This is a genomic window from Yersinia massiliensis (genome assembly GCF_003048255.1).
GTDB classification, from domain to species: domain Bacteria; phylum Pseudomonadota; class Gammaproteobacteria; order Enterobacterales; family Enterobacteriaceae; genus Yersinia; species Yersinia massiliensis_A.
In genome coordinates, this window is the sequence record NZ_CP028487.1 from 4220646 (window position 1) to 4242846 (window position 22201).

Sequence of the window (22201 nt, forward strand, 5' to 3'; positions counted from 1 at the left end):
CCGATGACGCTCATCCCGCAAAAAGGGCTTTTCTCTGGCTTGCATTTTTTGCAGGCCTTGCGTTATAGTCGCCGTGCTGTCGTAAAATCGGCAGTCGGGCGTAGGAACCCGTGTTACTTATTGGCGACTCAACACGCGCCATGCGTGTTTTTTTATGTCGTGGCCTCGGCCTACCAGTTTTTTACGCAGTGGTTTCTATACCGCTGTCGTTATCAAGCAATGGTGGCCCAGGCGGGGCAGCCTTCGGGCTGGCCGGTTTCCAATAAGGCCGGTATTCCTACCCCCGTCTGGGCTACCACCCATAAGTGTAGGAACTTCGGTGGTAGCAATAACCAATACTTATTGGAGGCTGCCACTATGGCTACATCCCTCACCCCGTTATACCCGCAATTTATCTATCTGTTTGCTGCCGTTCGCCGTACTGAATTAACGGCACGTCCCTGCATGTTGCGTACCATCGCCAGCAGTGAGAAGAATGCCCGCCTGCGTTTAACCCGTGACTACATCCTGTCGTTTGCTAGCCGCCTGCCACTGGGGGAGGTCGCATGAATACCCTTGCCGCCCGTTATGACTGTGATACGCAGTACAACATCCCTCACGCTGATTTCTTACGCCTCCAGCATGCACACAATGTCGGTGTGACGTTCCTCGATATGCTGGAAACGCAAAGCAGCCTGTTGCACGGCATTACCCCACCATCACCTGAATCGTTCGCCTCAATGGTGGCGTTATTGACTGACCAGCTCGGACAGGTGATGAACACCTGCGAATCACAAATCTTATCCCGCATGGAGGCACCTATCGTATGAATACCCTGAATCAATCCTGTCTGCCCGTTGAAGTCCGTACCGCTGTTTATCGCCGTGCGTTAGCCCATGCCTATCTGGATACCTGCGTGTCTCACGGGGTACGCCTTGGTTACTCGCTGGATGAATTGCAAATGACGATTGCTATGGATATTGAGGGCTACTTTGTGCGCCAGCACGGGCCAGAAGCCGGTATGGATATGGCCTGTACCATGCTCAGTGACATGGTTCAGCCGGATATTTTGCTGGCTCCGCCGCGCCTGACAGTATTAGGGCAAAAAATGATGGATGAACTTTGCCAAACGCAGATAACCACAACCAGTCAAACCACCCTGCACTGAGGAGAAACAGAGAATGACAACATTAAACGTTTCAAAAACCTCACGTGCAGCCACCGGTCAGTGGCCGGTATTGCTCCCGGCTCTCGGTATTCACATCACCGCCGGCGGTCGGGCGCAGCCCTGCCCAATGTGTGGCGGTAAAGACCGTTTTCGCTTTGATAACCTGCAAGGGCGTGGCACATGGTTTTGTAACCAGTGCGGCGGCGGTGATGGCCTGAATCTGGTTGAAAAGGCGCTGGCGGTCACGCCCAAGGAAGCCGCCTGCAAAGTGGCCGAGGTGTTAGGGGAACCCTCATCCCCGCCATTACCGGCACACAATGCCGGGCAGGACGCGCAGGAGAAAGCGCAAGCACGGCAGCGGGCCGCAGAACAGGCTAAACAACTGCTGACTTTCGCCAAACCACAGGTCGGGAATACTTATCTGGCCGCCAAAGGTTGGTCGGAGCTGGAGACGCTGACATTACACGGTAAAGCGTTGCGAGTTGGGGGGGTTGCCTATCAACCCGGCGACCTGTTATTCCCCCTGACTGACAGTGCTGGTGAGGTGGTTAACGTTCAGTTGATTAACGCCAACGGTGACAAGCGCACACTGGCCGGGGGACAGGTGAAAGCCGCCTGTCATTTCTTAGCCGGACAGGATAATACCGTTATCTGGCTGACCGAGGGCTATGCTACTGGCCTAACGGTGCATCACCTGACCGGGGAAAGTGTTTGTGTTGCGCTCAGTGCTAACAATCTGTCTGCGCTGGCGCAACAGTTGCGGACTCACTACCCGGATGCACTGCTATTGCTGGCCGCTGATAATGACGAGAACGGCACCGGCCAGACCCGCGCAACGGAGGCCGCCCAATTGAGCGGCGGTAAGCTGGCGTTGCCGTCGGTTGTCGGTGACTGGAACGACGTTTATCAGCAGCAAGGCAAACTGGCTACCCTGACCCAGTTACAGGCATTCAATCAGCCGCAACAGCCTAGCCCGTTCGATACGCTCAGTGATGCCGACCTGAAAGCCATGAGCGCCAGTGAAAAGGCCGAACTATTAGCAGAGCACTATCAACACTTGTTGGCCGTGCCACAGGTCGGTGAAGACCTGTGCCGTTATGAGAACGGGGCGTGGCAGGTGCTGCCGTATCGGGTACTCAGCCGGGAGATTGCCGCCTTGTTCCATAAAATCCGCGCCCCGTTCTCAGCATCAGGGATAAACAGCGTACTCGATACGCTCAAGCTGATGGTGCCACAAATGGGAACACCCGCCCGGCACTTGATAGGTTTTCGTAACGGGGTATTTGATACCACTACCGGCCAGTTTAGCGCCCACCAGAAAACTCACTGGCTACGCACAGTGAACAGTGTCGATTACACCCCGCCCAAAGCCGGGGAAAATCTGTCCGACCATGCCCCGCACTTTTGGCGCTGGTTAACGCGGGCCGCCGGGCAACAGCATGAGAAACAGGCGCGTATTCTCGCGGCGCTTTATATGGTGTTAGCGAACCGCTATGACTGGCAACTGTTCCTCGAAGTAACTGGGCCGGGCGGCAGTGGCAAAAGCGTGATGGCTTCCATTGCCAGCTTGCTGGCCGGTAAAGACAATACGACCTCGGCTACTATCGATACGCTGGAGTCATCGCGGGAACGTGCTTCTGTGGTGGGTTTTTCACTGATTATCCTGCCAGACCAAGAGCGCTGGAGCGGTGACGGAGCCGGTATTAAAGCCATCACTGGCGGCGATGCCGTTGCCATAGACCCGAAATATCGTGATGCCTATTCCACTCATATTCCGGCGGTGATTCTGGCTGTCAATAATAACCCAATGCAGTTCAGTGACCGCAGCGGCGGCGTATCCCGTCGCCGGGTTATCCTGCCGTTCCCGGAAGTCATCCCGACCAATGAGCGCGACCCGCTATTACTGGCGAAAATTACCGGTGAGCTGGCGGTGATTGTGCGCCACCTGATGCAGCGTTTTACCGTTCCCAATGATGCCCGCGCATTGCTTGAAGCACAGCAGAACTCGGATGAAGCGTTGGAGATTAAACGCGGTGCTGACCCGCTGGTTGATTTTTGTGGTTATCTGCTGGCGGTTAATGCGCCCAATGGTCTGTATATGGGGAATGCTAATATTATCCCGGCCAACCCGCGTAAATACCTGTATCACGCTTACCTGTCATTTATGGAGGCGCGCGGCCATCAACGGCCAATGAGCCTGACCGCATTCGGGCGCGCGGTGCCACAAACCTTGAGCGAATATGAAATAGCCTTGTTGAAGCGCAAGACCAATCAGGGGATGCAAACCAATCTGATATTAAGTGAGGACTGTGAGGCCGACTGGTTGCCTAAATGTGAGGCATATTGAATAAACAGCATCACGATCGTTTCTACCGATCAATATGCTGTTATTGATCTGCCTAACCCATTGGACGCTATCAGTTACGACGCTTATAGTTGCGTTGTACAAACCTCATACATCCAACACCGGGGAGCAATGTATCAGTGTGTACTCGGGCCTGCTTGCAGGCCTTTCTTTTATCCCCAATTCTGTCCCACAACTCTTGGCGCCTCAAAAATAATCACACCGGCCTAGGCCGGTGTTTTTGTATTCAATGGCTGACTGTTCACAGCAAGTGACTAGTTAGGATAAACTCGTCACTAACTCATCACCACTTAATCTATTGTATTTAAATGATTAAATTCAAAAGTGAACAGTGTGAACAGTTTTTCTATAAATCTTTTTTTCTGGCTCAGCTCACCGAGCTTGCTTTGTCATTTTTGCAAATTCATACGGTGTAATGTGGCGCTCACTGTTCATATCCAAGTAATCAGCCCACCATTGCACCATCAATCGGCGTTCTTCCATATGCTCAGCCTTGTGAATATATGCTGCTCTCACGCCGTTGCGCTCTTGATGGCTCATCTGGCGTTCAACCCCATCCCTCGACCATAGGCCTGACTCGACCAACGCACTGCATGCCATGGCCCTAAAACCATGACCGCAAACTTCAACCTGCGTGTCATAACCAATAGAGCGTAACGCCTTGTTTACTGTATTTTCACTCATTGGTTTATGTGGGTGGTGATCCCCGGGAAAAACCAGATCATTACCTGCTGAAAGTTCGCGTATTTGTTCAAGCAATTGGATCGCTTGTTTGGATAGTGGCACGAGGTGGATAGTCCGCATCTTAGATCCTCGGTGCGAATGCTTGACCCCCGCAATAGCTTCACGCTCAGCAGGTATTGTCCAAAGTGCCTTTTTAAAATCAATCTCACCCCAGCGAGCAAAACGTAATTCACTGGAACGAATGAAAATACTGAGTGTTAACCTAACCGCTAATCCGGTCAGTATTCTGCCTTTGTGAGTATTAAGGCGCTGAAGGAATTCAGGGAGACGCTCAAGCGGTAAAGCTGGTCGATGTATGGCCTTCCGAGTTGTAATCGCTCCTGCTAAATCTTGGGCAGGATTACGAGGAATAAGCCCACTTTGCACCGCAAAACGCATAATGCCGGTAATTCGCTGCTGCAACCGAGAAGCGACATCCAAACGGCCACTTAACTCAACCTCTCTCAGAGGGACTAAGAGGTCTCTGGTTTCAAGGTCGGCAATATTACGCTTCCCAATCACCGGGAAAATATTCCTCTCTAAATCCCGCATCACTCTCAATGCGTGGCCTTCAGACCAACGCTTATTCATCGCATGCCAGTCTCGGGCAACCTTTTCAAAGGTCAAGGTTTCAGCTAATGCCTCGACCTTATCGATTTCTCGCTGGGTGCTAGGGTTAATCCCATCGGCAAGTAGCGCTCTTGCGTCGTCACGTTTTTCACGTGCTTTAGCCAGTGTCACAATCGGGTAGGCACCAAAAGCAATTCTGCTTTCTTTACCTTCGTAACGATACTTTAGATACCAGCGCTTAGAACCATTAGGTTTGACTAATAGGTAGAGTCCATAAGCATCTGTGAGTTTATATTCTTTTTCGCGGGGCTTTGCTGTGCGGGCTGCTATGTCGGTGATAGCCATAAATTGGGGGTCAATCCTTTATCGAACCAAGCTGACCCCCATTGTGACCCCCAAAAGATCGGGATGTCAACGGATGTTCTCGGACGAATTTGGATCAAAAAAAAAGCCTTTCGGCTTTTTCTTCAGTAACTTATGGACTGTTACGGACATTCTCGAACTAGTTAATGGTGCCGAAGGCCGGACTCGAACCGGCACACCTCGCGGCGGTTGATTTTGAATCAACTGCGTCTACCGATTTCGCCACTTCGGCACTGAAGTAGTATGCGGAGAACGAGGTGAATTATACCTACCAATGATCCGCATGCAACTGTTATCCCACCAAGTTTAGTCTAAGTGCTGAAAAAACCGCCATCAGCGGCGTTTTAGCAGCAAATAAACACTGATTAGGAGGAAAAGTATACTCGGTAGCAGCGCGCCAATGACTGGCGGGATACTGTATACCAAGCTTAGTGGGCCAAATATTTGATCCAGTACGTAGAAAACAAAGCCAAAGAAGATACCGGTAACCACTCGGACACCCATTGGCACGCTTCGTAATGGACCGAAAATAAATGACAGTGCCATCAGCATCATGACCGCGACCGAGAATGGCGCAAATATCTTGCCCCACATGTTCAACTCGTAACGACTGGATTCCTGACCACTTTGCTTCAGGTATTTACTGTAATCATGTAGCCCGCTGATGGAGAGCGAATCTGGATTCATGGCAACCACACCAAGCTTCTCGGGCGTGAGGTTGGTCTTCCACTCACCGGTTAGCGTCTGCGAACCTGTCACCTGCTTAGGATTACTTAAATCAGATTCATCGACCTGCGATAAACGCCACACATTATCTTCATAAGTGGCTGTCGCTGCGTAACGAACTGACATCAGGCGATCTTGCTGATCAAAGTGATAAATATTGACGCCCGTCAGCTCGTTGTCACCCGATACTCGCTGAATATAGATAAAGTCAGAGCCGTCTTTTGCCCACAAACCAGCTTGTGTTGATAGCAGCGAACCACCGTACATCTGTTGTGCGCGGAAATTACGCGCCATCTGTTCACCCTGTGGAGCGACCCATTCGCCAATAGCCATGGTTAACAGCACGAGTGGAATAGCTGTTTTCATGACCGCCGCAGCAATTTGCATACGGGTGAACCCTGAGGCTTGCATCACCACCAGCTCACTGCGAGTCGCTAACGAACCTAACCCCAGCAATGCCCCGAGCAAAGCGGCCATCGGGAAGAATATCTCGATATCTTTCGGGATACTGAGCAACGTGTACATGCCCGCGGACACCGCCGAGTAATCACCTTGGCCGACTTTACGCAACTGATCGACAAACTTAATGATGCCGGACAACGAGACCAGCATAAATAAGGTCATCAGGATGGTATTGAGGATAGTCCGCCCGATATAACGGTCTAATACACCAAACATCAGGCAGCACCTCTCAGTCGAGCACGTAACTTACGAGCCGGTAGGCCATCCCACAGGTTCAATATCACCGCAATCGCCAGATAAGCGCCGTTTACGGCCCACATCCAGATAAGTGGGTCCAGCTTACCGTTGCCTGCATTCGAGCGCAGGGAGCTTTGCAGTAGGAAGAAGATCAAATACAGCAACATCGCAGGCAGCATACTGAGGACGCGGCCTTGACGTGGGTTGACCACACTGAGCGGTACGACCAACAGTGCCATCACAATCACCGAGACAATCAGTGTTAAACGCCAATGAAACTCTGCACGAGCATCGGGTTCATTCGAGTGCCATAGCTGCGTCATCGTCATCTGATCAGCCGCATTATTATTTTGCTGTACTTCTTGATGACCAATAATGGCCTGATAATCGACAAAATCGGTGATGCGGAAATCACGCAGCAACGCCGTGCCTTCATAGCGAGTCCCTTTATTAAGGATAACCACTTGTGAGCCATCAGGGCGTTCGGTCATATGGCCGCTATCCGCCACCACCACAGAGGGGCGCTGATTACCTTTTGGCCGCAATTGTGCCAAAAACACGCGGTTGAACTCTTTACCCGAGACATTGCCGATAAATAAAGCTGAATTACCGTCGGTAGAAGACTTAAACTGCCCACCCGCCAATGCCGCGATACTGGGATTCGCTCTCGCGTCATTCAACACAACATCTTGATGTTTGGATGACCAAGGGCCAAGCCAGATTGTGTTGACTGCCGCCAGCGCAGAGGTACCCAGCGCCAAAATCAACGCTGCGACGATAAGGGATTTTTTGCCCATGCCGCAGGCATGCATCACGGTGATCTCACTCTCCGTATACAATTTGCCTAACGTCATCAACAAGCCAAGGAATAGGCTTAATGGCAAGATGAGTTGTGCCATTTCCGGCACACCGAGCCCTAAAAGGGATAAAACCAAATTAGTTGGGATTTCACCGTCGACCGCAGCGCCTAATATCCGTACTAACTTCTGACTAAAGAAGATTAATAGCAGGATGAACAGAATCGCAATTTGGCTCTTAAGTGTTTCCCGTACCAGATATCTAATGATGATCACGCTAATACGCCTGTGAAAACTTGTCTTTTTGCAGGAAAATCGATAGTTTCATCGTTAATCCGCCATTTATTCTCATCATATGGCAACCTTCACGGCTAAAATAGTATTACAGCATCTAGCGTTTAGGTGTCCTATAGGAACATGCTTATAGTCGCCAAAACAAAACAACTTATGCCGTTAAGGTTAACACAAGTGGTTAACACAACGGAGTAGAGATCGTTGCGGAGCGCTACATTCTAGCGATAGCGTCCGCCTTTGTCTTTAAGATTCAGGAGAGTACATGGAGTTCAGTGTAAAGAGCGGCAGCCCGGAAAAACAGCGCAGTGCCTGTATTGTCGTCGGCGTTTTCGAACCCCGTCGTCTATCTCCAATTGCCGAACAACTCGACAAAATTAGTGATGGCTACATCAGCGCTTTATTGCGCCGTGGTGAACTTGAAGGCAAAGTCGGGCAGACGCTGTTACTGCACCATGTGCCGAATATTCTCTCCGAGCGCATCTTGTTAATTGGTTGTGGCAAAGAGCGCGAGCTTGATGAACGCCAGTACAAGCAAGTGATCCAAAAGACCATCAATACCCTTAATGATACCGGCTCAATGGAAGCGGTTTGCTTCTTGACCGAGCTGCATGTCAAAGGCCGTAATACTTACTGGAAGGTGCGTCAGGCAGTCGAAACAGCCAAAGAAACGCTTTACACCTTCGATCAGCTTAAAAGCAACAAAACCGAGCCTCGTCGCCCGCTGCGTAAAATGGTATTCAACGTGCCGACTCGCCGCGAACTGACCAGCGGTGAGCGTGCCATCCAGCACGGTCTGGCCATCGCATCTGGCATCAAGGCCGCCAAAGACTTAGGCAATATGCCGCCAAACATCTGTAACGCCGCATATCTGGCGTCTCAGGCTCGCCAACTGGCGGATGCGTTCAGCACCAATATCATCACTCGCGTTATCGGTGAACAGCAGATGAAAGAGTTGGGTATGCACTCTTATTTAGCTGTCGGCCATGGTTCGCAGAATGAATCATTAATGTCGGTGATAGAATATAAAGGTAATCCAAATCCTGATGCTAAGCCAATTGTGCTAGTCGGTAAGGGGTTGACCTTCGATTCCGGTGGTATTTCTATCAAACCTGCCGAGGGCATGGATGAGATGAAATACGACATGTGCGGCGCAGCAACCGTCTATGGCGTAATGCGCGTTGTAGCAGAGCTACAATTGCCATTGAACGTGATTGGTGTGCTCGCGGGCTGTGAAAACATGCCTGGTGGCCGCGCTTATCGTCCGGGTGACGTTCTGACCACCATGTCCGGCCAAACCGTTGAAGTGCTGAATACCGATGCAGAAGGCCGCTTGGTGCTGTGTGATGCGCTGACTTACGTTGAGCGTTTCGAGCCAGAGTTGGTCATCGATATCGCGACCCTGACCGGTGCGTGTGTCGTGGCATTAGGTCATCACATCACTGGTTTGATGTCGAACCACAACCCATTGGCGCATGAGCTGATTGGTGCATCAGAGCAAGCCGGTGACCGAGCATGGCGCTTGCCGTTGGGTGATGAATACGCTGAGCAACTGGATTCCAATTTTGCGGATATGGCCAATATTGGTGGCCGCGCAGGTGGCGCGATTACCGCCGGCTGCTTCCTGTCGCGCTTTACTCGCAAATACAGCTGGGCGCATCTGGATATCGCCGGTACTGCATGGCGTTCAGGTAAGAACAAAGGCGCAACAGGCCGTCCGGTCGCACTGCTGTCTCAGTTCTTGCTGAACCGCGCAGGGCAAAACGGCGACGATTAATCGTTTACTCTATTTCCATCGGATATACATTCAAAGTCATTGGAGTTGCAGGTAGGCAGCAAACGAACTCATCCCGATGAACTTACATCAGTAAGTGATTCGGGTGAGTGAGAGCAGCTAACAACCCTGCGGCTTCAAGGACGAAGAGTGCAGAGAACCTATGAAAAACGCCACCTTCTACCTGCTCGAACACGACACGCCTGCCGGTGAGCTGCGTGCTCATGAAGCGTTGGCCTGCGACATTGCGGCTGAACGTTGGCGGGCGGGCAAGCGGGTGTTGATCGCTTGTGAAAGTGAAGAGCAAGCCCAGCGGCTAGATGAAGCCCTGTGGCAACGTGCGCCTGACCAATTTGTGCCGCATAATTTAGCTGGTGAAGGGCCAAAATATGGCGCGCCGGTTGAACTGGCCTGGCCGGAACGACGTGGGAACTCCCCTCGCGACCTGCTGATCAGCCTGCTCCCCGAGTTCGCAGGTTTTGCCACCGCTTTCCATGAAGTGGTAGACTTCGTTCCTTACGAAGAAAATTTGAAACAGTTGGCGCGCGACCGATATAAGTCTTATCGCAGCGTCGGCTTCCATCTGACTACGGCGACGCCGCCAACCAACTGAAATAAAAAAGAAAATGGATAACACACCTTCTAGCATCGACAAAACTGAGCCTTCCCTCGATAAGACTTACAGCCCGCAAGAAATCGAGCAGCCGCTGTATGAGCATTGGGAAAAGCAGGGTTATTTCAAGCCGAACGGCGATACCAGCAAAGAAAGCTACTGCATTATGATCCCGCCGCCGAATGTCACCGGCAGCCTGCACATGGGTCATGCATTCCAGCAGACCATCATGGATACCTTGATTCGCTACCAGCGTATGCAGGGGAAAAATACCCTGTGGCAAGCGGGGACTGACCACGCCGGTATCGCCACCCAAATGGTGGTTGAGCGCAAGATTGCCGCCGAAGAAGGCAAGACTCGCCACGATTACGGCCGTGACGCCTTTATCGACAAAATTTGGCAGTGGAAAGGCGAATCCGGTGGCACCATCACTCGCCAGATGCGCCGCTTAGGTAACTCCGTGGACTGGGAACGCGAGCGTTTCACCATGGACGATGGCCTGTCCAACGCCGTTAAAGAAGTGTTTGTCCGTCTGCACAAAGAAGATCTGATTTACCGTGGCAAGCGTCTGGTGAACTGGGATCCGAAACTGCGTACCGCCATCTCCGATCTGGAAGTGGAAAACCGCGAATCCAAAGGATCGATGTGGCATCTGCGTTATCCGCTGGCCGATGGTGCGAAAACCGCTGAAGGCAAAGATTACCTGGTCGTCGCCACCACTCGCCCAGAAACTGTCTTGGGCGATACCGGTGTCGCCGTGAATCCAGAAGATCCACGTTATAAAGATCTGATCGGCAAAGAAGTGATCTTGCCGCTGGTTGGCCGCCGCATTCCTATCCTCGGTGACGAACACGCCGATATGGAAAAAGGCACAGGCTGCGTGAAAATCACCCCTGCTCATGACTTCAATGACTATGAAGTGGGTAAACGCCATGCTCTGCCGATGATCAACATTTTGACTTTTGACGGTGATATCCGCGCAGAAGCAGAAGTGTTTGATACCAATGGCGAAGCGAGCGATGCATGCAGCAGTGCCATTCCAGAGCAGTTCCAAGGTCTGGAGCGTTTCGCCGCCCGCAAAGCCGTGGTGGCTGAGTTTGATAAACTCGGTTTGTTGGAAGAAATCAAACCCCACGATCTGACGGTGCCTTATGGCGACCGTGGTGGCGTGGTCATCGAGCCGATGCTGACTGACCAATGGTATGTCCGCACAGCGCCACTGGCCAAAGTGGCCATTGAAGCGGTGGAAAACGGCGAGATCCAATTCGTGCCTAAACAGTACGAAAACATGTATTACTCGTGGATGCGCGATATCCAAGACTGGTGTATCTCCCGCCAGCTGTGGTGGGGTCACCGCATTCCTGCTTGGTATGACGAGCAAGGCAAAGTGTACGTTGGCCGCGATGAAGCCGAAGTGCGCCGCGAAAACAATCTCGGCCCTGAAATTGCCTTACGCCAAGATGAAGACGTACTGGACACTTGGTTCTCATCTGGCCTGTGGACTTTCTCCACGTTGGGCTGGCCTGAGCAGACTGATGCGCTGAAAACTTTCCACCCGACCAGCGTGGTCGTTAGTGGCTTTGACATTATTTTCTTCTGGATTGCCCGCATGATCATGCTGACCATGCACTTTATGAAAGATGAAAATGGCAAGCCGCAAGTTCCATTTAAAACCGTGTACATGACGGGTCTGATCCGCGATGACGAAGGGCAGAAGATGTCCAAATCAAAAGGTAACGTTATCGATCCGCTGGATATGGTTGACGGTATCTCGCTGGAAGAATTACTGGAAAAACGTACGGGGAATATGATGCAGCCGCAGTTGGCTGAGAAAATCCGCAAGCGTACCGAGAAGCAATTCCCGAACGGCATTGAGCCACATGGCACTGACGCCCTGCGCTTTACGCTGGCGGCACTCGCTTCCACCGGCCGTGATATCAACTGGGACATGAAGCGCTTGGAAGGTTATCGCAACTTCTGTAACAAGTTGTGGAACGCGAGCCGTTTCGTCTTGATGAACACTGAAGGTCAGGATTGCGGGCAGAATGGCGGTGAAATGGTGCTGTCATTAGCGGACCGTTGGATTCTGGCTGAATTTAATCAGACCATCAAAGCCTACCGCGAAGCGATGGACACTTACCGCTTCGATCTGGCGGCGGGCATTCTGTATGAATTCACTTGGAATCAGTTCTGTGACTGGTATCTGGAGCTGACTAAGCCGGTGATGAACAGCGGTTCTGAAGCTGAGTTACGCGGTACTCGTCATACCCTGATTGAGGTGCTCGAAGCGCTGCTGCGTTTGGCGCATCCTATCATTCCTTACATCACTGAAACTATCTGGCAGCGGGTGAAGGTTCTGAAGGGGATTACGGCTGACACCATCATGTTGCAACCTTTCCCTGAATACGATGCTAGCCAAGTCGATGAGAAAGCCCTGAGCGATTTGGAATGGATCAAGCAGACCATTATTGCTGTGCGTAATATTCGCGCGGAAATGAACATCGCACCGAGTAAACCGCTAGACGTAATGTTGCGTGGTGCCAGTGCTGAAGCGCAGCGCCGTGTTGTGGAAAACCAGAGCTTCATTCAGTCACTCGCGCGTTTGTCCTCACTCACCTTGTTACCAGAGGGAGAAAAAGGCCCAGTATCGGTGACTAAGCTGGTTGAAGGCGCTGAAGTGCTGATCCCAATGGCGGGTCTGATCGATAAAGCCACCGAGTTGGATCGTTTAGCGAAGGAAGTCGCGAAGTTGGAAGCGGAGATTGAGCGCATCGAAAGTAAATTGAGCAACGAAGGTTTTGTGGCGCGTGCGCCAGAAGCGGTCGTTGCCAAAGAGCGTGAGAGAATGGCCGCTTGCGCCGACGCTAAACAGAAGTTGATTGAACAGCAGGCAACTATCGCTGCGCTGTAATCGTCAGTACTTTGATAGGTAGCATCCAATCACTGTGTTAGGGGGCCATGATAATTATTCACTATCATGGCCCCCTACTCTTTTATGATTGCCACATTGCGCCATTCAATGGTATTACAGTTTATGACTAAGTTATTACCATTCGATTTATAGAGTAATACACCATGACCACAGTTACCCCCATTCGCCTGCTGGTGCGCCCCATCACAGCAGCAGACAATTTTGCCATCGCCAATGTTATTCGCGATGTTTCGGCTGAATTTGGCTTGACCGCTGATAAAGGCTATACGGTGTCTGATCCGAATTTGGATCATTTATACGAGCTGTATAGCCAGCCACGCAGTGCTTATTGGGTGATTGAAGTGGATGGTAATATTGCCGGTGGCGGTGGTATCGCACCTTTATCGGGTGGCGAAGTGGATCTGTGTGAATTGCAGAAAATGTACTTCCTGCCTATTTTGCGTGGGAAAGGTTTAGCGAAGCAATTAGCGTTGCAAGCGTTGGCATTTGCCCGTCAACAAGGCTTTGGCCGTTGCTATCTAGAAACCACAGCCAGCCTGACGAGCGCTGTAGGTTTATATGAAAGATTAGGATTTGAGCATATCGATGGGCCAATGGGAAACACCGGCCATGTCGATTGCGAAGTCACGATGCTAAAAGCATTGTAAAAATTCAGGGCGCACAAGACGCCCTGAGATTAACAGTTAATCATCCGACAGCGCCAAACCCACCCGTTGTTATAGGCAAATCCACCAAAGATTCCCCTAAGTCATTGCCGTTGCAGGTAGGCAGCAAACGAGCAAATCCCGATGAGCTGACCCAAGTCAGTGATTCGGGTGAGTAAGTGCCGCTAACAACCCTGCAGTACCAAATCCACCAAAGATTCCCCTAAGTCATTGCCGTTGCAGGTAGGCAGCAAACGAACGAGTCCCGATGAGCTGACTCAAGTCAGCGATTCGGGCGAGTAAGTGCCGCTAACAACCCTGCAACGCCAAGGACAACGGGGAATCGGGTTTAGTGACGCTTCCCGTCATCATCCTCATCAACCAACTCTTCGTCGTCAAACTCGCCGTCTTCACCCTCTTCGCCGTTAGGGTCTTCGTAATATGTCCCCCAACCGTCGTAATTTACGCCGCATTTCTCGGCCAGTGCGATGAGCTGCTCAACTTGTGTATCGATAATTTCTGCATTCAACGCGACTTCGCTAATCACATCACAGCACATCACCACTGAACCATCTTCCACTTCCAGTTCTTCGGCATCTGTCACTTCATAACCCAGCTTAAAGGCTTCAACGGCGGCCTTTTCCAGCACTTCGAATTTTTCAGCAGAAAGATGGTGCTCAATCGTGTACAGCGCATCAGGATCGCTGCCATCGTCTAGCAGTTCTTCGATGATCAGGCGAGTCTCATCACGTTGTTCGTCCAGCATTTCGCGGTTTGCCATGCCTTTATCCTCAGTCAATGGGCTTAGTATTGCGCTATTTTCCCACACCCACGCAGTTGCCTCCACTATAAACGATAAAGATTTATTCATTGGGGTTGTAATTGAATATTTATACGTATAAATTGAATTTAAATTCAACTAGACTATTCAGGATGCAAACCATGAGCACTATGAGTCAGTTCTACAAACGTCACTTTTTAAGGTTACTGGATTTTACTCCCGCCGAAATTACCGCGCTGTTAGATTTAGCCGCTGAGCTAAAGCAAGCCAAGAAATCCGGCAATGAGCAGCAAAAATTGGCTGGTAAGAATATCGCGCTCATCTTCGAAAAAGACTCGACTCGTACTCGATGCTCTTTCGAAGTTGCCGCATATGATCAAGGTGCGCGTGTGACCTACCTCGGCCCAGGCGGGAGTCAGATTGGGCATAAAGAATCAATTAAGGATACCGCCCGTGTGCTAGGCCGTATGTATGACGGTATTCAGTATCGTGGTCATGGCCAACAAGTGGTTGAAACATTGGCCGAATATGCGGGTGTCCCGGTGTGGAATGGCCTGACGAATGAATTCCACCCGACACAGCTTCTGGCTGATTTATTGACCATGCAAGAGCATCTGCCCGGTAAGCCGTTGAGTGAGATGAAATTTGCCTATCTTGGCGATGCACGTAACAACATGGGGAACACCATGCTGGAAGCTGCTGCACTGGTCGGGATGGATTTACGTCTGGTCGCGCCAAAAGCATGCTGGCCGGAGGCACAACTGGTGGCGGCATGTCAGGCACAGGCGCAAAAAACCGGCGGAAAAATCACGCTGACAGAAGATATTGCCGAAGGGGTGAAAGGCGCTGACTTCTTATATACCGATGTGTGGGTTTCAATGGGTGAACCAAAAGAAGTGTGGCATGAACGGGTTGCGCTACTGAAACCCTATCAGATCAATATGAACGTGGTGAAGCTCACCGGTAATCCGCAGGTCAAGTTCCTGCACTGCCTGCCCGCTTTCCACGACGATCAAACCACTGTCGGCAAGCAAATGGCTGAGCTTTATGACTTACCGGAAGGGATGGAAGTGACCGATGAAGTCTTTGAATCCACGCACAGCATCGTGTTTGATCAGGCCGAAAACCGCCTACACACCATTAAAGCCGTGATGGTCGCCACCCTCAGCCAAGCATAAAAATATTCAACTGCTTACATAAAAAGGGCCGATTCAGTTAACTGAGCGGCCCTTTTTTTATAAACCCATGACTAATTTTATAAATCCATCACCCATTTTATAAACTCATTGATCACTTTTAGGCTGAGTCATCGGCGGTGGCAAGCGCTGCCCAAAACGCAGGCAGTTAAGCTAAAAAGTTTATTTTACCGCGAGTTTAACGACGGCTTTACGTACCTTAGCCGGCTCACCCACTGCACACAGTGGCTTATGCACTTCGCCCGGATAGAACACCACGAAATCACCGGCTTGCATAACGAATTGCTTTTCATCGACGCCTGCCGGTAAGAAAGCAATATCTTTATCGGCTAACCAGTCGGTATCTGGCTTCCCTGCGGGCAGATTACTGAAGGTCATCCCCTCGACACCCGCCAGTACAATCTGGATATCCAGATACTTGGCATGATATTCCGCGCGGCGATTTTCCAGATAATCGGTGCTGTCGTTAGAAATCAGCACAAACAGGTTATTACCATCAATATCATGCTTACCCAGAGGGGTTTCTGCTGTGATATGGCTTTTCACATATTCAATCGCGTCTTTTAATTGCGCAGGTAGATAAGGTACTAATTCCAAATGATGAATGTTTCCGGTGATCATGACTTTCCCTTTTGTAAAATTAAAATGAAATAATGTTCCATTATAACCAGTTCATATCTCATTTATTGGGAAGTCTCTAACATTTATTTATCCGATTTTTATTCAGTTTCGTTCGATACCTAACTCATCGCAGAATCATTACTTCTATGCAATATTCGTTTATCACTTATTGTTATAACAAATAACAGTTGAGACTTTGACCACAGACTGCAAAGTTACTATCGTGGGAAACTGCGATGAAATAGTCGAAAAAACAATAATTTCCTCGTTATGCTAATGATGCTTGTTGCGCTCAATGTAACAAGTTTCGGTGGTTGAATCCTATTCAGGGAGTCGCAATGAAAACTAAAATTCTGTCATTATTGATTTTGACAGCACTATCAAGCAGTGTATTGGCTGCAACACCACCAGATACATTGGTGGTCGTACAATCCCTGGATGATATCGTCAGCTTGGATCCGGCAGAAAGTAATGAACTGTCGAGTATTCAAACCGTACCCAGCCTCTACCAGCGTTTGATCCAAGCCGATCGTGATAACCCGGCAGAGATTAAACCCGTACTGGCTGAAAGCTGGGAAGGTGACGCCGCAGCCAAAACCCTGACCGTCAAATTGCGCCCAGATGCGGTATTTGCATCAGGCAATCCGGTGCAAGCCGATGATGTGATTTACTCCTTCACTCGCGCAATCAAGATGAACCGCTCTCCCGCTTTTATTCTTAACGTGCTGGGTTGGGATGCGACCAACATCGAACAACACTTGAAAAAGATCGATAACAACACCGTGCGACTGAGTTGGAGTGCAGATGTCAGCCCAGCGGTTGCCCTGAATATTTTATCAACACCGATCGCCTCAATTGTTGATAAAAAAGCCGTCACCGCCAATGTGAAAGATAATGACTACGGCAATGCTTGGTTAAAAATGCATTCAGCCGGTAGCGGCCCATTCAAAATGCGTGTATATCAACCGCATCAAGCCATCGTATTAGATGCCAACCCGACATCACCGGGTGACAAGCCACTGATTAAAAATATTATTATTAAAAACGTGCCTGACCCGAGTGCTCGCCGCTTACTGATTCAGCAAGGGGATGCCGATATCGCCCGCGAATTAGGGCCAGACCAGACTGCCGCCTTGAAAACACAAGCGGGCGTCAAAGTGGTTGAAATCCCATCAGCGGAACAAAACTATTTGGTCTTTAACACGGCCAACCCAGCCAACCCGCTGTTGAGTAAACCCGAGTTCTGGCAGGCTGCACGTTATCTGGTTGATTATCAGGGCATTACCAAAGACTTACTGAAAGACCAATATTTCGTGCACCAAAGCTTCCTGCCTGTCGGTTTACCGGGCGCGCTGGAAAGCAATCCGTTCACTTTTGATCCGGATAAAGCCAAAGAAATACTGGCAAAAGCGGGCATTAAAGACCCAACGTTGACGCTGGATGTTGAGAACAAACCGCCGTTTATCACCATCGCTCAGTCGTTACAGGCCAGCTTCGCCCAAGGTGGCGTGAAATTGGTGTTACTGCCAGCAGCAGGTAGCCAAGTCTATGGTCGGGTACGGGCTAAGCAACACCAGTCTGCGATTCGTTTGTGGATACCGGATTACTTCGATGCCCACTCTAACGCAAGCGCCTTCGCCTATAACGATGGTAAAAGTAGTACTGTGGCCGGTTTAAACGGTTGGGTGATCCCTGAGCTGAATAAACAAACATTGGCCGCCGTGGCAGAAGCTGATCCGGCTGAGCGCACCGCGCTCTATACCCAGTTGCAACAAGAGTTGCAGCAGAATTCGCCTTACATCTTTATCGACCAAGCCAAAGCGCAAGTTGTGCTGCGAGATAATGTGAAGGGCTACCAACAGGGCCTGAATGCCGATATGGTCTATTATGACCGTGTCAGCAAGTAACTTATTTTTGCCTAATTTGGCGTTGCAGGGGGCTTCCTGCCTACATGCAATGCCAATGACGCCAGAAATAGCCCTGCTGATTGACCCCGTTTTATGAAATATAAGTAGGTTGATAGTCGATGTCTGTCGCACTAAATCAAACGCCGGGAATCTTATCCCGGCGTCGTCTTTGGGGGTTTTTACAGGGATTACTCACCCTGGCCCTGACGTTATTCGGTCTACTGGTGATCACTTTTTTCCTCTCGGCAATGTCGCCAGTGGATCGGGTGTTACAAATTGTGGGCGACCACGCCAGTGAGGCGACTTACCAGCAGGTCAAGCACCAGCTCGGACTAGATCAGCCATTAGCCGTCCAGTTCTGGCACTATTTGGTGCGCTTGGCCCACGGTGATTTGGGTCTTGCCAGTGCCAGTGGTCAGCCGGTATTACAAGATTTACTCACCGTTTTCCCTGCCACATTAGAGCTGGCCACCTTGTCACTGATCATTGGTGCCACGCTCGGGGTTATCCTAGGTTTACTCTGCGCCCGCTGGGCCGGTAGTAAGTTGGATGCGACAATTCGCTTTATCACTTTGCTCGGTAACTCAGTGCCCATCTTCTGGTTGGGTTTACTGATGCTCTTGCTGTTTTATGCACGCCTGCAATGGAGCCCCGGTCCTGGCCGCCTCGATGATATTTATCAATACACTGTGGAAGCAACAACCGGTTTTGCCCTGATCGACACTTGGCGCTCTGGTGATGCTGGTGCCTTTGGCAATGCCATCGCTCACTTAATCTTGCCTGTCGCCCTGCTCTCTTATTACGCACTGGCCAGTATCACCCGCCTGACACGCTCGGCTTGCCTGAGTGAATTGAATAAAGAGTACATCACGCTAGCCAGAGCCAAAGGGGCCGGTGAAATGCGCATCCTACTGATGCATGTGTTGCCGAATATTCGCGGCACGTTACTCACCGTGATTGCGCTGGCCTATACCAGCATGTTGGAAGGTGCGGTGTTAACCGAGACTGTTTTTGCGTGGCCGGGGATTGGCCGCTACCTGACCAGTGCCCTGTTTGCGGGGGATACCACCGCGATTATGGGGGGAACGCTGTTGCTCGGTATGTGCTTTATTTTGATTAATAACGTGACGGATCTGCTGGTCCGGTTGCTGGATCCGAGAACGCGCTGATATGTTGATGATACTGAAATGCAAATAGCAAAAGTCTGCCACACGCTAAAGCGTTCCCCTGCCACCAGCATTGGGCTATTGATTATCTCCTTGCTGGTTTTCATTGCGATTTTCGCGCCATGGCTTGCGCCTCAAGATCCTAACTGGCAAAACGCCGCTGACCGGCTGCTGCCACCGGGCTCTGCTGGGCATTGGCTGGGCACTGACAGCTATGGCCGCGATATGCTGTCGCGCTTAATTTATGGCACTCGCCCAACATTGGGCTTGGTGCTGTTGGTCACTGTGATCACTCTGCCACTGGGGTTATTAGTCGGTGTGCTGTCCGGTTATTACGGTGGCTGGCTTGAACGTGTGCTGATGCGCGTGACGGATGTGGTGATGTCGATGCCACGGCTGATATTGGCTTTTGCCTTTGTGGCGATGCTCGGCCCCGGTTTGATTAATGGCGCATTGGCGTTAGCACTGACCACATGGCCCGCTTACGCCCGTCAGGCGCGGGCCGAAATCCAATTATTACGTAAAAGCGATTATCTGGCAGCAGCCGAAATGATGGGTATCAAAGGGTTACGTCTGCTGTGGGGCCATATTTTACCGATGTGCCTTCCTTCGGCGGTGGTGCGCTTAGCGCTGGATCTGGCTGGCATCATCCTTGCGGCTGCGGGGTTAGGTTTCCTCGGATTAGGCGCACGCCCCCCGATGTCCGAATGGGGTTCAATGGTCGCGGACGGCATGCAGGTTATCTTCGACCAATGGTGGATTGCCGCCATCCCGGGCTGCGCGATTTTGCTCAGCAGCATGGCATTTAATCTGTTAGGCGATGGCCTGCGCGATATTTTGGACCCTCACCATGACTGATAAAATTTTCGCCGTAGAGAATCTGTGTGTCGATTTTCAGCAACAACGGGTGGTCGATAATATTTCGTTCCACCTCGGCCAAGAACGCGTCGCGTTGGTGGGTGAATCCGGTTCTGGTAAATCGATTACTGCCAGAGCGCTGATGGGGTTAGTCCGCTCGCCGGGTAAAGTCAGCGCCAAAAAACTGAGTTATTACGCCGATAACCCCTATCAGCAGGGGGAACTTGCCCCTGTTATCGAACACGACTTGACGGCGCTCAAACCCAAACAATGGGGTGCACTGCGCGGTAAAGAGATAGCCATGGTGCTGCAAGACCCTCGCTATGCATTGAATCCAGTGCGAACCGTGGGAAAACAAGTTGAAGAGTCGCTGCTGTTGCACAATGCACTTTCCAGCGCTGACACACATGAGCGAGTCTTAAATGCATTGGCCTCGGTGGGATTAAATGAGAGTGCTTACCATCAATATCCCGGCCAGTTGTCGGGGGGGATGGGGCAACGAGCAATGTTAGCCATCGCATTAGTCAATAATCCGCGCGTCTTAATTGCTGATGAACCTACCTCAGCTTTGGATGCCAAATTGCGTAACCAAATCCTTGAGTTGATCGTCGAACAAACCGAGCAGCGTAAGATGAGTTTGCTGCTGATTAGCCATGACCTGCCATTAGTGTCGGAGCATTGCCACCGCGTATTGGTGATGTATCAAGGCAAACTGGTGGATCAAGGGCTGGCCGCTGAATTGCCGCACTCGACCCATCCTTATACCCATACCTTGTGGGCTTGTCGCCCCAATGCCACCACTTACGGCACTGACTTGCCGGTATTGGATCGCAGCGTAGATTTTTCTGGAGGTACCCGTGGCACTGATTGAAGTCAATAATCTGCGGGTCAGTTTTGCCCTGAAGAATCAAGTCAAAACGGCGGTTGAGTCGGTCAGCTTTGCGGTTGAAGAAGGCGAAACGTTCAGCCTGATTGGCGCATCTGGCTGTGGTAAATCCACCGTATTGCGGACACTAGCCGGTTTGCAGCGGGAGTGGCAAGGTGAAATTAGCTTGCTGGGCAAGCCGTTGCAAGCAGGGCAACGTTTCACCGGTCAACTGCGCAAAGATGTGCAGATGGTATTTCAAGACCCCTATGCCTCTTTACATCCACAGCATAATATTCAGCGCACACTGGGTGAGCCGTTAAAGATTCACGGTGAGCGCAATATCCAGCAGCGAATTGATCAGGCTCTCGCGCAAGTGGGCCTCCCTGCTTCTGCGGCGCAGCGCTATCCCCATCAATTCTCCGGTGGTCAACGCCAACGCATTGCCATCGCCCGCGCCTTACTTTTACGGCCCAAACTGTTGTTACTCGATGAACCCACCTCGGCATTAGATATGTCTGTTCAGGCAGAGATCCTCAATTTACTCAATCATTTAAAACGCGAACACGGCATGACCTATTTGTTGGTCAGCCATGACAGTGATGTTGTGGCCCATATGTCTGAGCGCGCCGCAATGATGGAAAGTGGCAAGATAGTGAGGGAGTTTGCACGGCAGGATTTGGCGCAAGCGGCGCACTTTATGGGGTAACACTTTGTGGCTTAAGCTTTTTCAATGCCCCCTCAGTGTAAGGGAGATAAACCAAGGGGCATTCTTTCAACTTCTCACTTCACAACTGCGACCTACAACACGGAATGTTGAGCGCTACCGAAACATCAGGTATCGGTAAAGAGTCCGTTCCAAATCTTGTTTCATACTGATAAAAACCAGTATTTCCACAGTTTGGCCGTCATAGTCATAGATAACGCGATACTCACTATCAGGGTCCAGCCGTTCACGAAACTGGACCCCGCTATCTGACAATATTGAGTTAAAACGATAGCGGGTCGGATCTTCACTGATCGCCGTGATTGACGATATCAATAAATTATCGACGAATGCTGCGGCTTTAACCGGTCCCATCGTCCCACTTTTAAAGGATTCGATATCTTTAAGAGTCCATTCTGCTGCTGGTGCTATGATGATTTGGGGCATTCCTAACCTC

At 50.8% G+C, this 22201-nt stretch carries 20 protein-coding genes and 1 tRNA gene; 14 read left to right on the forward strand and 7 right to left on the reverse strand.

Translation table 11 applies throughout. The features are described 5' to 3' along the window. Window positions 1–3 precede the first annotated feature (3 nt). The 4 genes from DA391_RS19505 to DA391_RS19520 are packed head-to-tail and all read left to right on the forward strand — an operon-like array spanning window position 4 to window position 3494. The gene (locus DA391_RS19505) at window positions 4–549 is read left to right on the forward strand and encodes a host cell division inhibitor Icd-like protein (RefSeq protein WP_108088090.1); all 546 of its coding nucleotides are present in this window, start codon (window positions 4–6) and stop codon (window positions 547–549) included. Further along, the gene (locus tag DA391_RS19510; RefSeq protein WP_049603320.1) at window positions 546–809 is read left to right on the forward strand and encodes a hypothetical protein; all 264 of its coding nucleotides are present in this window, start codon (window positions 546–548) and stop codon (window positions 807–809) included. Before DA391_RS19505 ends, DA391_RS19510 begins: the two co-directional genes overlap by 4 nt. Continuing rightward, on the forward strand, window positions 806–1147 hold the full coding sequence (locus DA391_RS19515; protein WP_108088091.1) for a DUF5375 family protein: 342 nt from the start codon (window positions 806–808) through the stop codon (window positions 1145–1147). Before DA391_RS19510 ends, DA391_RS19515 begins: the two co-directional genes overlap by 4 nt. Before the next feature lie 13 nt (window positions 1148–1160). Then, window positions 1161–3494 carry a primase-helicase zinc-binding domain-containing protein gene (locus DA391_RS19520; protein WP_108088092.1) on the forward strand — a complete coding sequence of 778 codons (2334 nt, stop codon included), beginning with the start codon at window positions 1161–1163 and terminating at the stop codon, window positions 3492–3494. Window positions 3495–3884: 390 nt separating this feature from the next. Here the strand turns inward: DA391_RS19520 and DA391_RS19525 are convergent, their stop codons facing one another. The 4 genes from DA391_RS19525 to lptF all read right to left on the reverse strand — a co-directional run bounded on the left by DA391_RS19525 (window position 3885) and on the right by lptF (window position 7666). Beyond that, complete coding sequence (locus DA391_RS19525; RefSeq protein ID WP_108088093.1) at window positions 3885–5150, reverse strand: tyrosine-type recombinase/integrase; 1266 nt, start codon at window positions 5148–5150, stop codon at window positions 3885–3887. 165 nt (window positions 5151–5315) lie between these two features. Continuing rightward, a tRNA-Leu gene (locus DA391_RS19530) sits at window positions 5316–5400 on the reverse strand. A gap of 101 nt (window positions 5401–5501) precedes the next feature. After that, window positions 5502–6572, reverse strand: coding sequence for an LPS export ABC transporter permease LptG (lptG, locus tag DA391_RS19535; protein WP_019211244.1), 1071 nt, complete (start codon window positions 6570–6572; stop codon window positions 5502–5504). After that, the gene (gene lptF, locus DA391_RS19540) at window positions 6572–7666 is read right to left on the reverse strand and encodes an LPS export ABC transporter permease LptF (protein ID WP_050080849.1); all 1095 of its coding nucleotides are present in this window, start codon (window positions 7664–7666) and stop codon (window positions 6572–6574) included. The genes lptG and lptF overlap by 1 nt, the downstream gene beginning before the upstream one ends. A gap of 280 nt (window positions 7667–7946) precedes the next feature. Between lptF and pepA the strand changes: the two genes are divergently transcribed. From pepA to DA391_RS19560, 4 genes are all read left to right on the forward strand, one after another. Then, complete coding sequence (pepA, locus tag DA391_RS19545; RefSeq protein ID WP_050080850.1) at window positions 7947–9458, forward strand: leucyl aminopeptidase; 1512 nt, start codon at window positions 7947–7949, stop codon at window positions 9456–9458. A gap of 160 nt (window positions 9459–9618) precedes the next feature. Next, entirely contained in the window at window positions 9619–10068 is a 450-nt protein-coding gene (locus DA391_RS19550) for a DNA polymerase III subunit chi (protein WP_019211247.1), read from the forward strand. 13 nt (window positions 10069–10081) lie between these two features. Beyond that, window positions 10082–12979, forward strand: a complete 2898-nt coding sequence (locus tag DA391_RS19555; RefSeq protein WP_050080851.1) for a valine--tRNA ligase — start codon at window positions 10082–10084, stop codon at window positions 12977–12979. Window positions 12980–13143: 164 nt separating this feature from the next. Beyond that, complete coding sequence (locus tag DA391_RS19560) at window positions 13144–13647, forward strand: GNAT family N-acetyltransferase (RefSeq protein ID WP_050080852.1); 504 nt, start codon at window positions 13144–13146, stop codon at window positions 13645–13647. Between the two features lie 346 nt (window positions 13648–13993). Here the strand turns inward: DA391_RS19560 and rraB are convergent, their stop codons facing one another. After that, window positions 13994–14425 carry a ribonuclease E inhibitor RraB gene (gene rraB, locus DA391_RS19570; RefSeq protein WP_042806645.1) on the reverse strand — a complete coding sequence of 144 codons (432 nt, stop codon included), beginning with the start codon at window positions 14423–14425 and terminating at the stop codon, window positions 13994–13996. Between the two features lie 170 nt (window positions 14426–14595). Between rraB and argF the strand changes: the two genes are divergently transcribed. Then, the gene (gene argF / locus DA391_RS19575) at window positions 14596–15603 is read left to right on the forward strand and encodes an ornithine carbamoyltransferase (protein ID WP_050081022.1); all 1008 of its coding nucleotides are present in this window, start codon (window positions 14596–14598) and stop codon (window positions 15601–15603) included. Between the two features lie 180 nt (window positions 15604–15783). On the opposite strand, the gene DA391_RS19580 is transcribed toward argF, so the two are convergent. After that, window positions 15784–16242, reverse strand: coding sequence for a YhcH/YjgK/YiaL family protein (locus tag DA391_RS19580; RefSeq protein ID WP_019211252.1), 459 nt, complete (start codon window positions 16240–16242; stop codon window positions 15784–15786). 338 nt (window positions 16243–16580) lie between these two features. Here DA391_RS19580 and DA391_RS19585 point away from each other — a divergent pair, with 338 nt between their 5' ends. From DA391_RS19585 to DA391_RS19605, 5 genes are all read left to right on the forward strand, one after another. Beyond that, window positions 16581–18149, forward strand: a complete 1569-nt coding sequence (locus DA391_RS19585; RefSeq protein ID WP_108088094.1) for an ABC transporter substrate-binding protein — start codon at window positions 16581–16583, stop codon at window positions 18147–18149. Between the two features lie 119 nt (window positions 18150–18268). Beyond that, window positions 18269–19318 carry an ABC transporter permease gene (locus DA391_RS19590; protein WP_050286650.1) on the forward strand — a complete coding sequence of 350 codons (1050 nt, stop codon included), beginning with the start codon at window positions 18269–18271 and terminating at the stop codon, window positions 19316–19318. 18 nt (window positions 19319–19336) lie between these two features. Continuing rightward, window positions 19337–20173, forward strand: a complete 837-nt coding sequence (locus DA391_RS19595; protein WP_049604924.1) for an ABC transporter permease — start codon at window positions 19337–19339, stop codon at window positions 20171–20173. Then, window positions 20166–21044 carry an ABC transporter ATP-binding protein gene (locus DA391_RS19600; RefSeq protein WP_050080855.1) on the forward strand — a complete coding sequence of 293 codons (879 nt, stop codon included), beginning with the start codon at window positions 20166–20168 and terminating at the stop codon, window positions 21042–21044. The genes DA391_RS19595 and DA391_RS19600 overlap by 8 nt, the downstream gene beginning before the upstream one ends. Next, complete coding sequence (locus DA391_RS19605; protein WP_057642610.1) at window positions 21031–21747, forward strand: ABC transporter ATP-binding protein; 717 nt, start codon at window positions 21031–21033, stop codon at window positions 21745–21747. Before DA391_RS19600 ends, DA391_RS19605 begins: the two co-directional genes overlap by 14 nt. 114 nt (window positions 21748–21861) lie before the next feature. Here DA391_RS19605 and DA391_RS19610 read toward each other — a convergent pair whose 3' ends face one another. Beyond that, window positions 21862–22191 (reverse strand): type II toxin-antitoxin system RelE/ParE family toxin, encoded by a 330-nt coding sequence (locus DA391_RS19610; protein WP_049604926.1) that lies wholly within the window; start codon window positions 22189–22191, stop codon window positions 21862–21864. Window positions 22192–22201: the final 10 nt, after the last annotated feature.

Coding starts and splice junctions, on each gene's coding strand:
- DA391_RS19595 (WP_049604924.1), top strand. CDS start 19,337: ATGCAAATAGCAAAAGTCTGCCACACGCTAAAGCGTTCCCCTGCCACC.
- DA391_RS19610 (WP_049604926.1), bottom strand. CDS start 22,191: ATGCCCCAAATCATCATAGCACCAGCAGCAGAATGGACTCTTAAAGAT.
- argF (WP_050081022.1), top strand. CDS start 14,596: ATGAGTCAGTTCTACAAACGTCACTTTTTAAGGTTACTGGATTTTACT.
- DA391_RS19555 (WP_050080851.1), top strand. CDS start 10,082: ATGGATAACACACCTTCTAGCATCGACAAAACTGAGCCTTCCCTCGAT.
- DA391_RS19525 (WP_108088093.1), bottom strand. CDS start 5,150: ATGGCTATCACCGACATAGCAGCCCGCACAGCAAAGCCCCGCGAAAAA.
- pepA (WP_050080850.1), top strand. CDS start 7,947: ATGGAGTTCAGTGTAAAGAGCGGCAGCCCGGAAAAACAGCGCAGTGCC.
- rraB (WP_042806645.1), bottom strand. CDS start 14,425: ATGGCAAACCGCGAAATGCTGGACGAACAACGTGATGAGACTCGCCTG.
- DA391_RS19520 (WP_108088092.1), top strand. CDS start 1,161: ATGACAACATTAAACGTTTCAAAAACCTCACGTGCAGCCACCGGTCAG.
- DA391_RS19515 (WP_108088091.1), top strand. CDS start 806: ATGAATACCCTGAATCAATCCTGTCTGCCCGTTGAAGTCCGTACCGCT.
- DA391_RS19510 (WP_049603320.1), top strand. CDS start 546: ATGAATACCCTTGCCGCCCGTTATGACTGTGATACGCAGTACAACATC.
- DA391_RS19505 (WP_108088090.1), top strand. CDS start 4: ATGACGCTCATCCCGCAAAAAGGGCTTTTCTCTGGCTTGCATTTTTTG.
- DA391_RS19590 (WP_050286650.1), top strand. CDS start 18,269: ATGTCTGTCGCACTAAATCAAACGCCGGGAATCTTATCCCGGCGTCGT.
- DA391_RS19560 (WP_050080852.1), top strand. CDS start 13,144: ATGACCACAGTTACCCCCATTCGCCTGCTGGTGCGCCCCATCACAGCA.
- DA391_RS19585 (WP_108088094.1), top strand. CDS start 16,581: ATGAAAACTAAAATTCTGTCATTATTGATTTTGACAGCACTATCAAGC.
- DA391_RS19550 (WP_019211247.1), top strand. CDS start 9,619: ATGAAAAACGCCACCTTCTACCTGCTCGAACACGACACGCCTGCCGGT.
- DA391_RS19600 (WP_050080855.1), top strand. CDS start 20,166: ATGACTGATAAAATTTTCGCCGTAGAGAATCTGTGTGTCGATTTTCAG.
- DA391_RS19580 (WP_019211252.1), bottom strand. CDS start 16,242: ATGATCACCGGAAACATTCATCATTTGGAATTAGTACCTTATCTACCT.
- lptG (WP_019211244.1), bottom strand. CDS start 6,572: ATGTTTGGTGTATTAGACCGTTATATCGGGCGGACTATCCTCAATACC.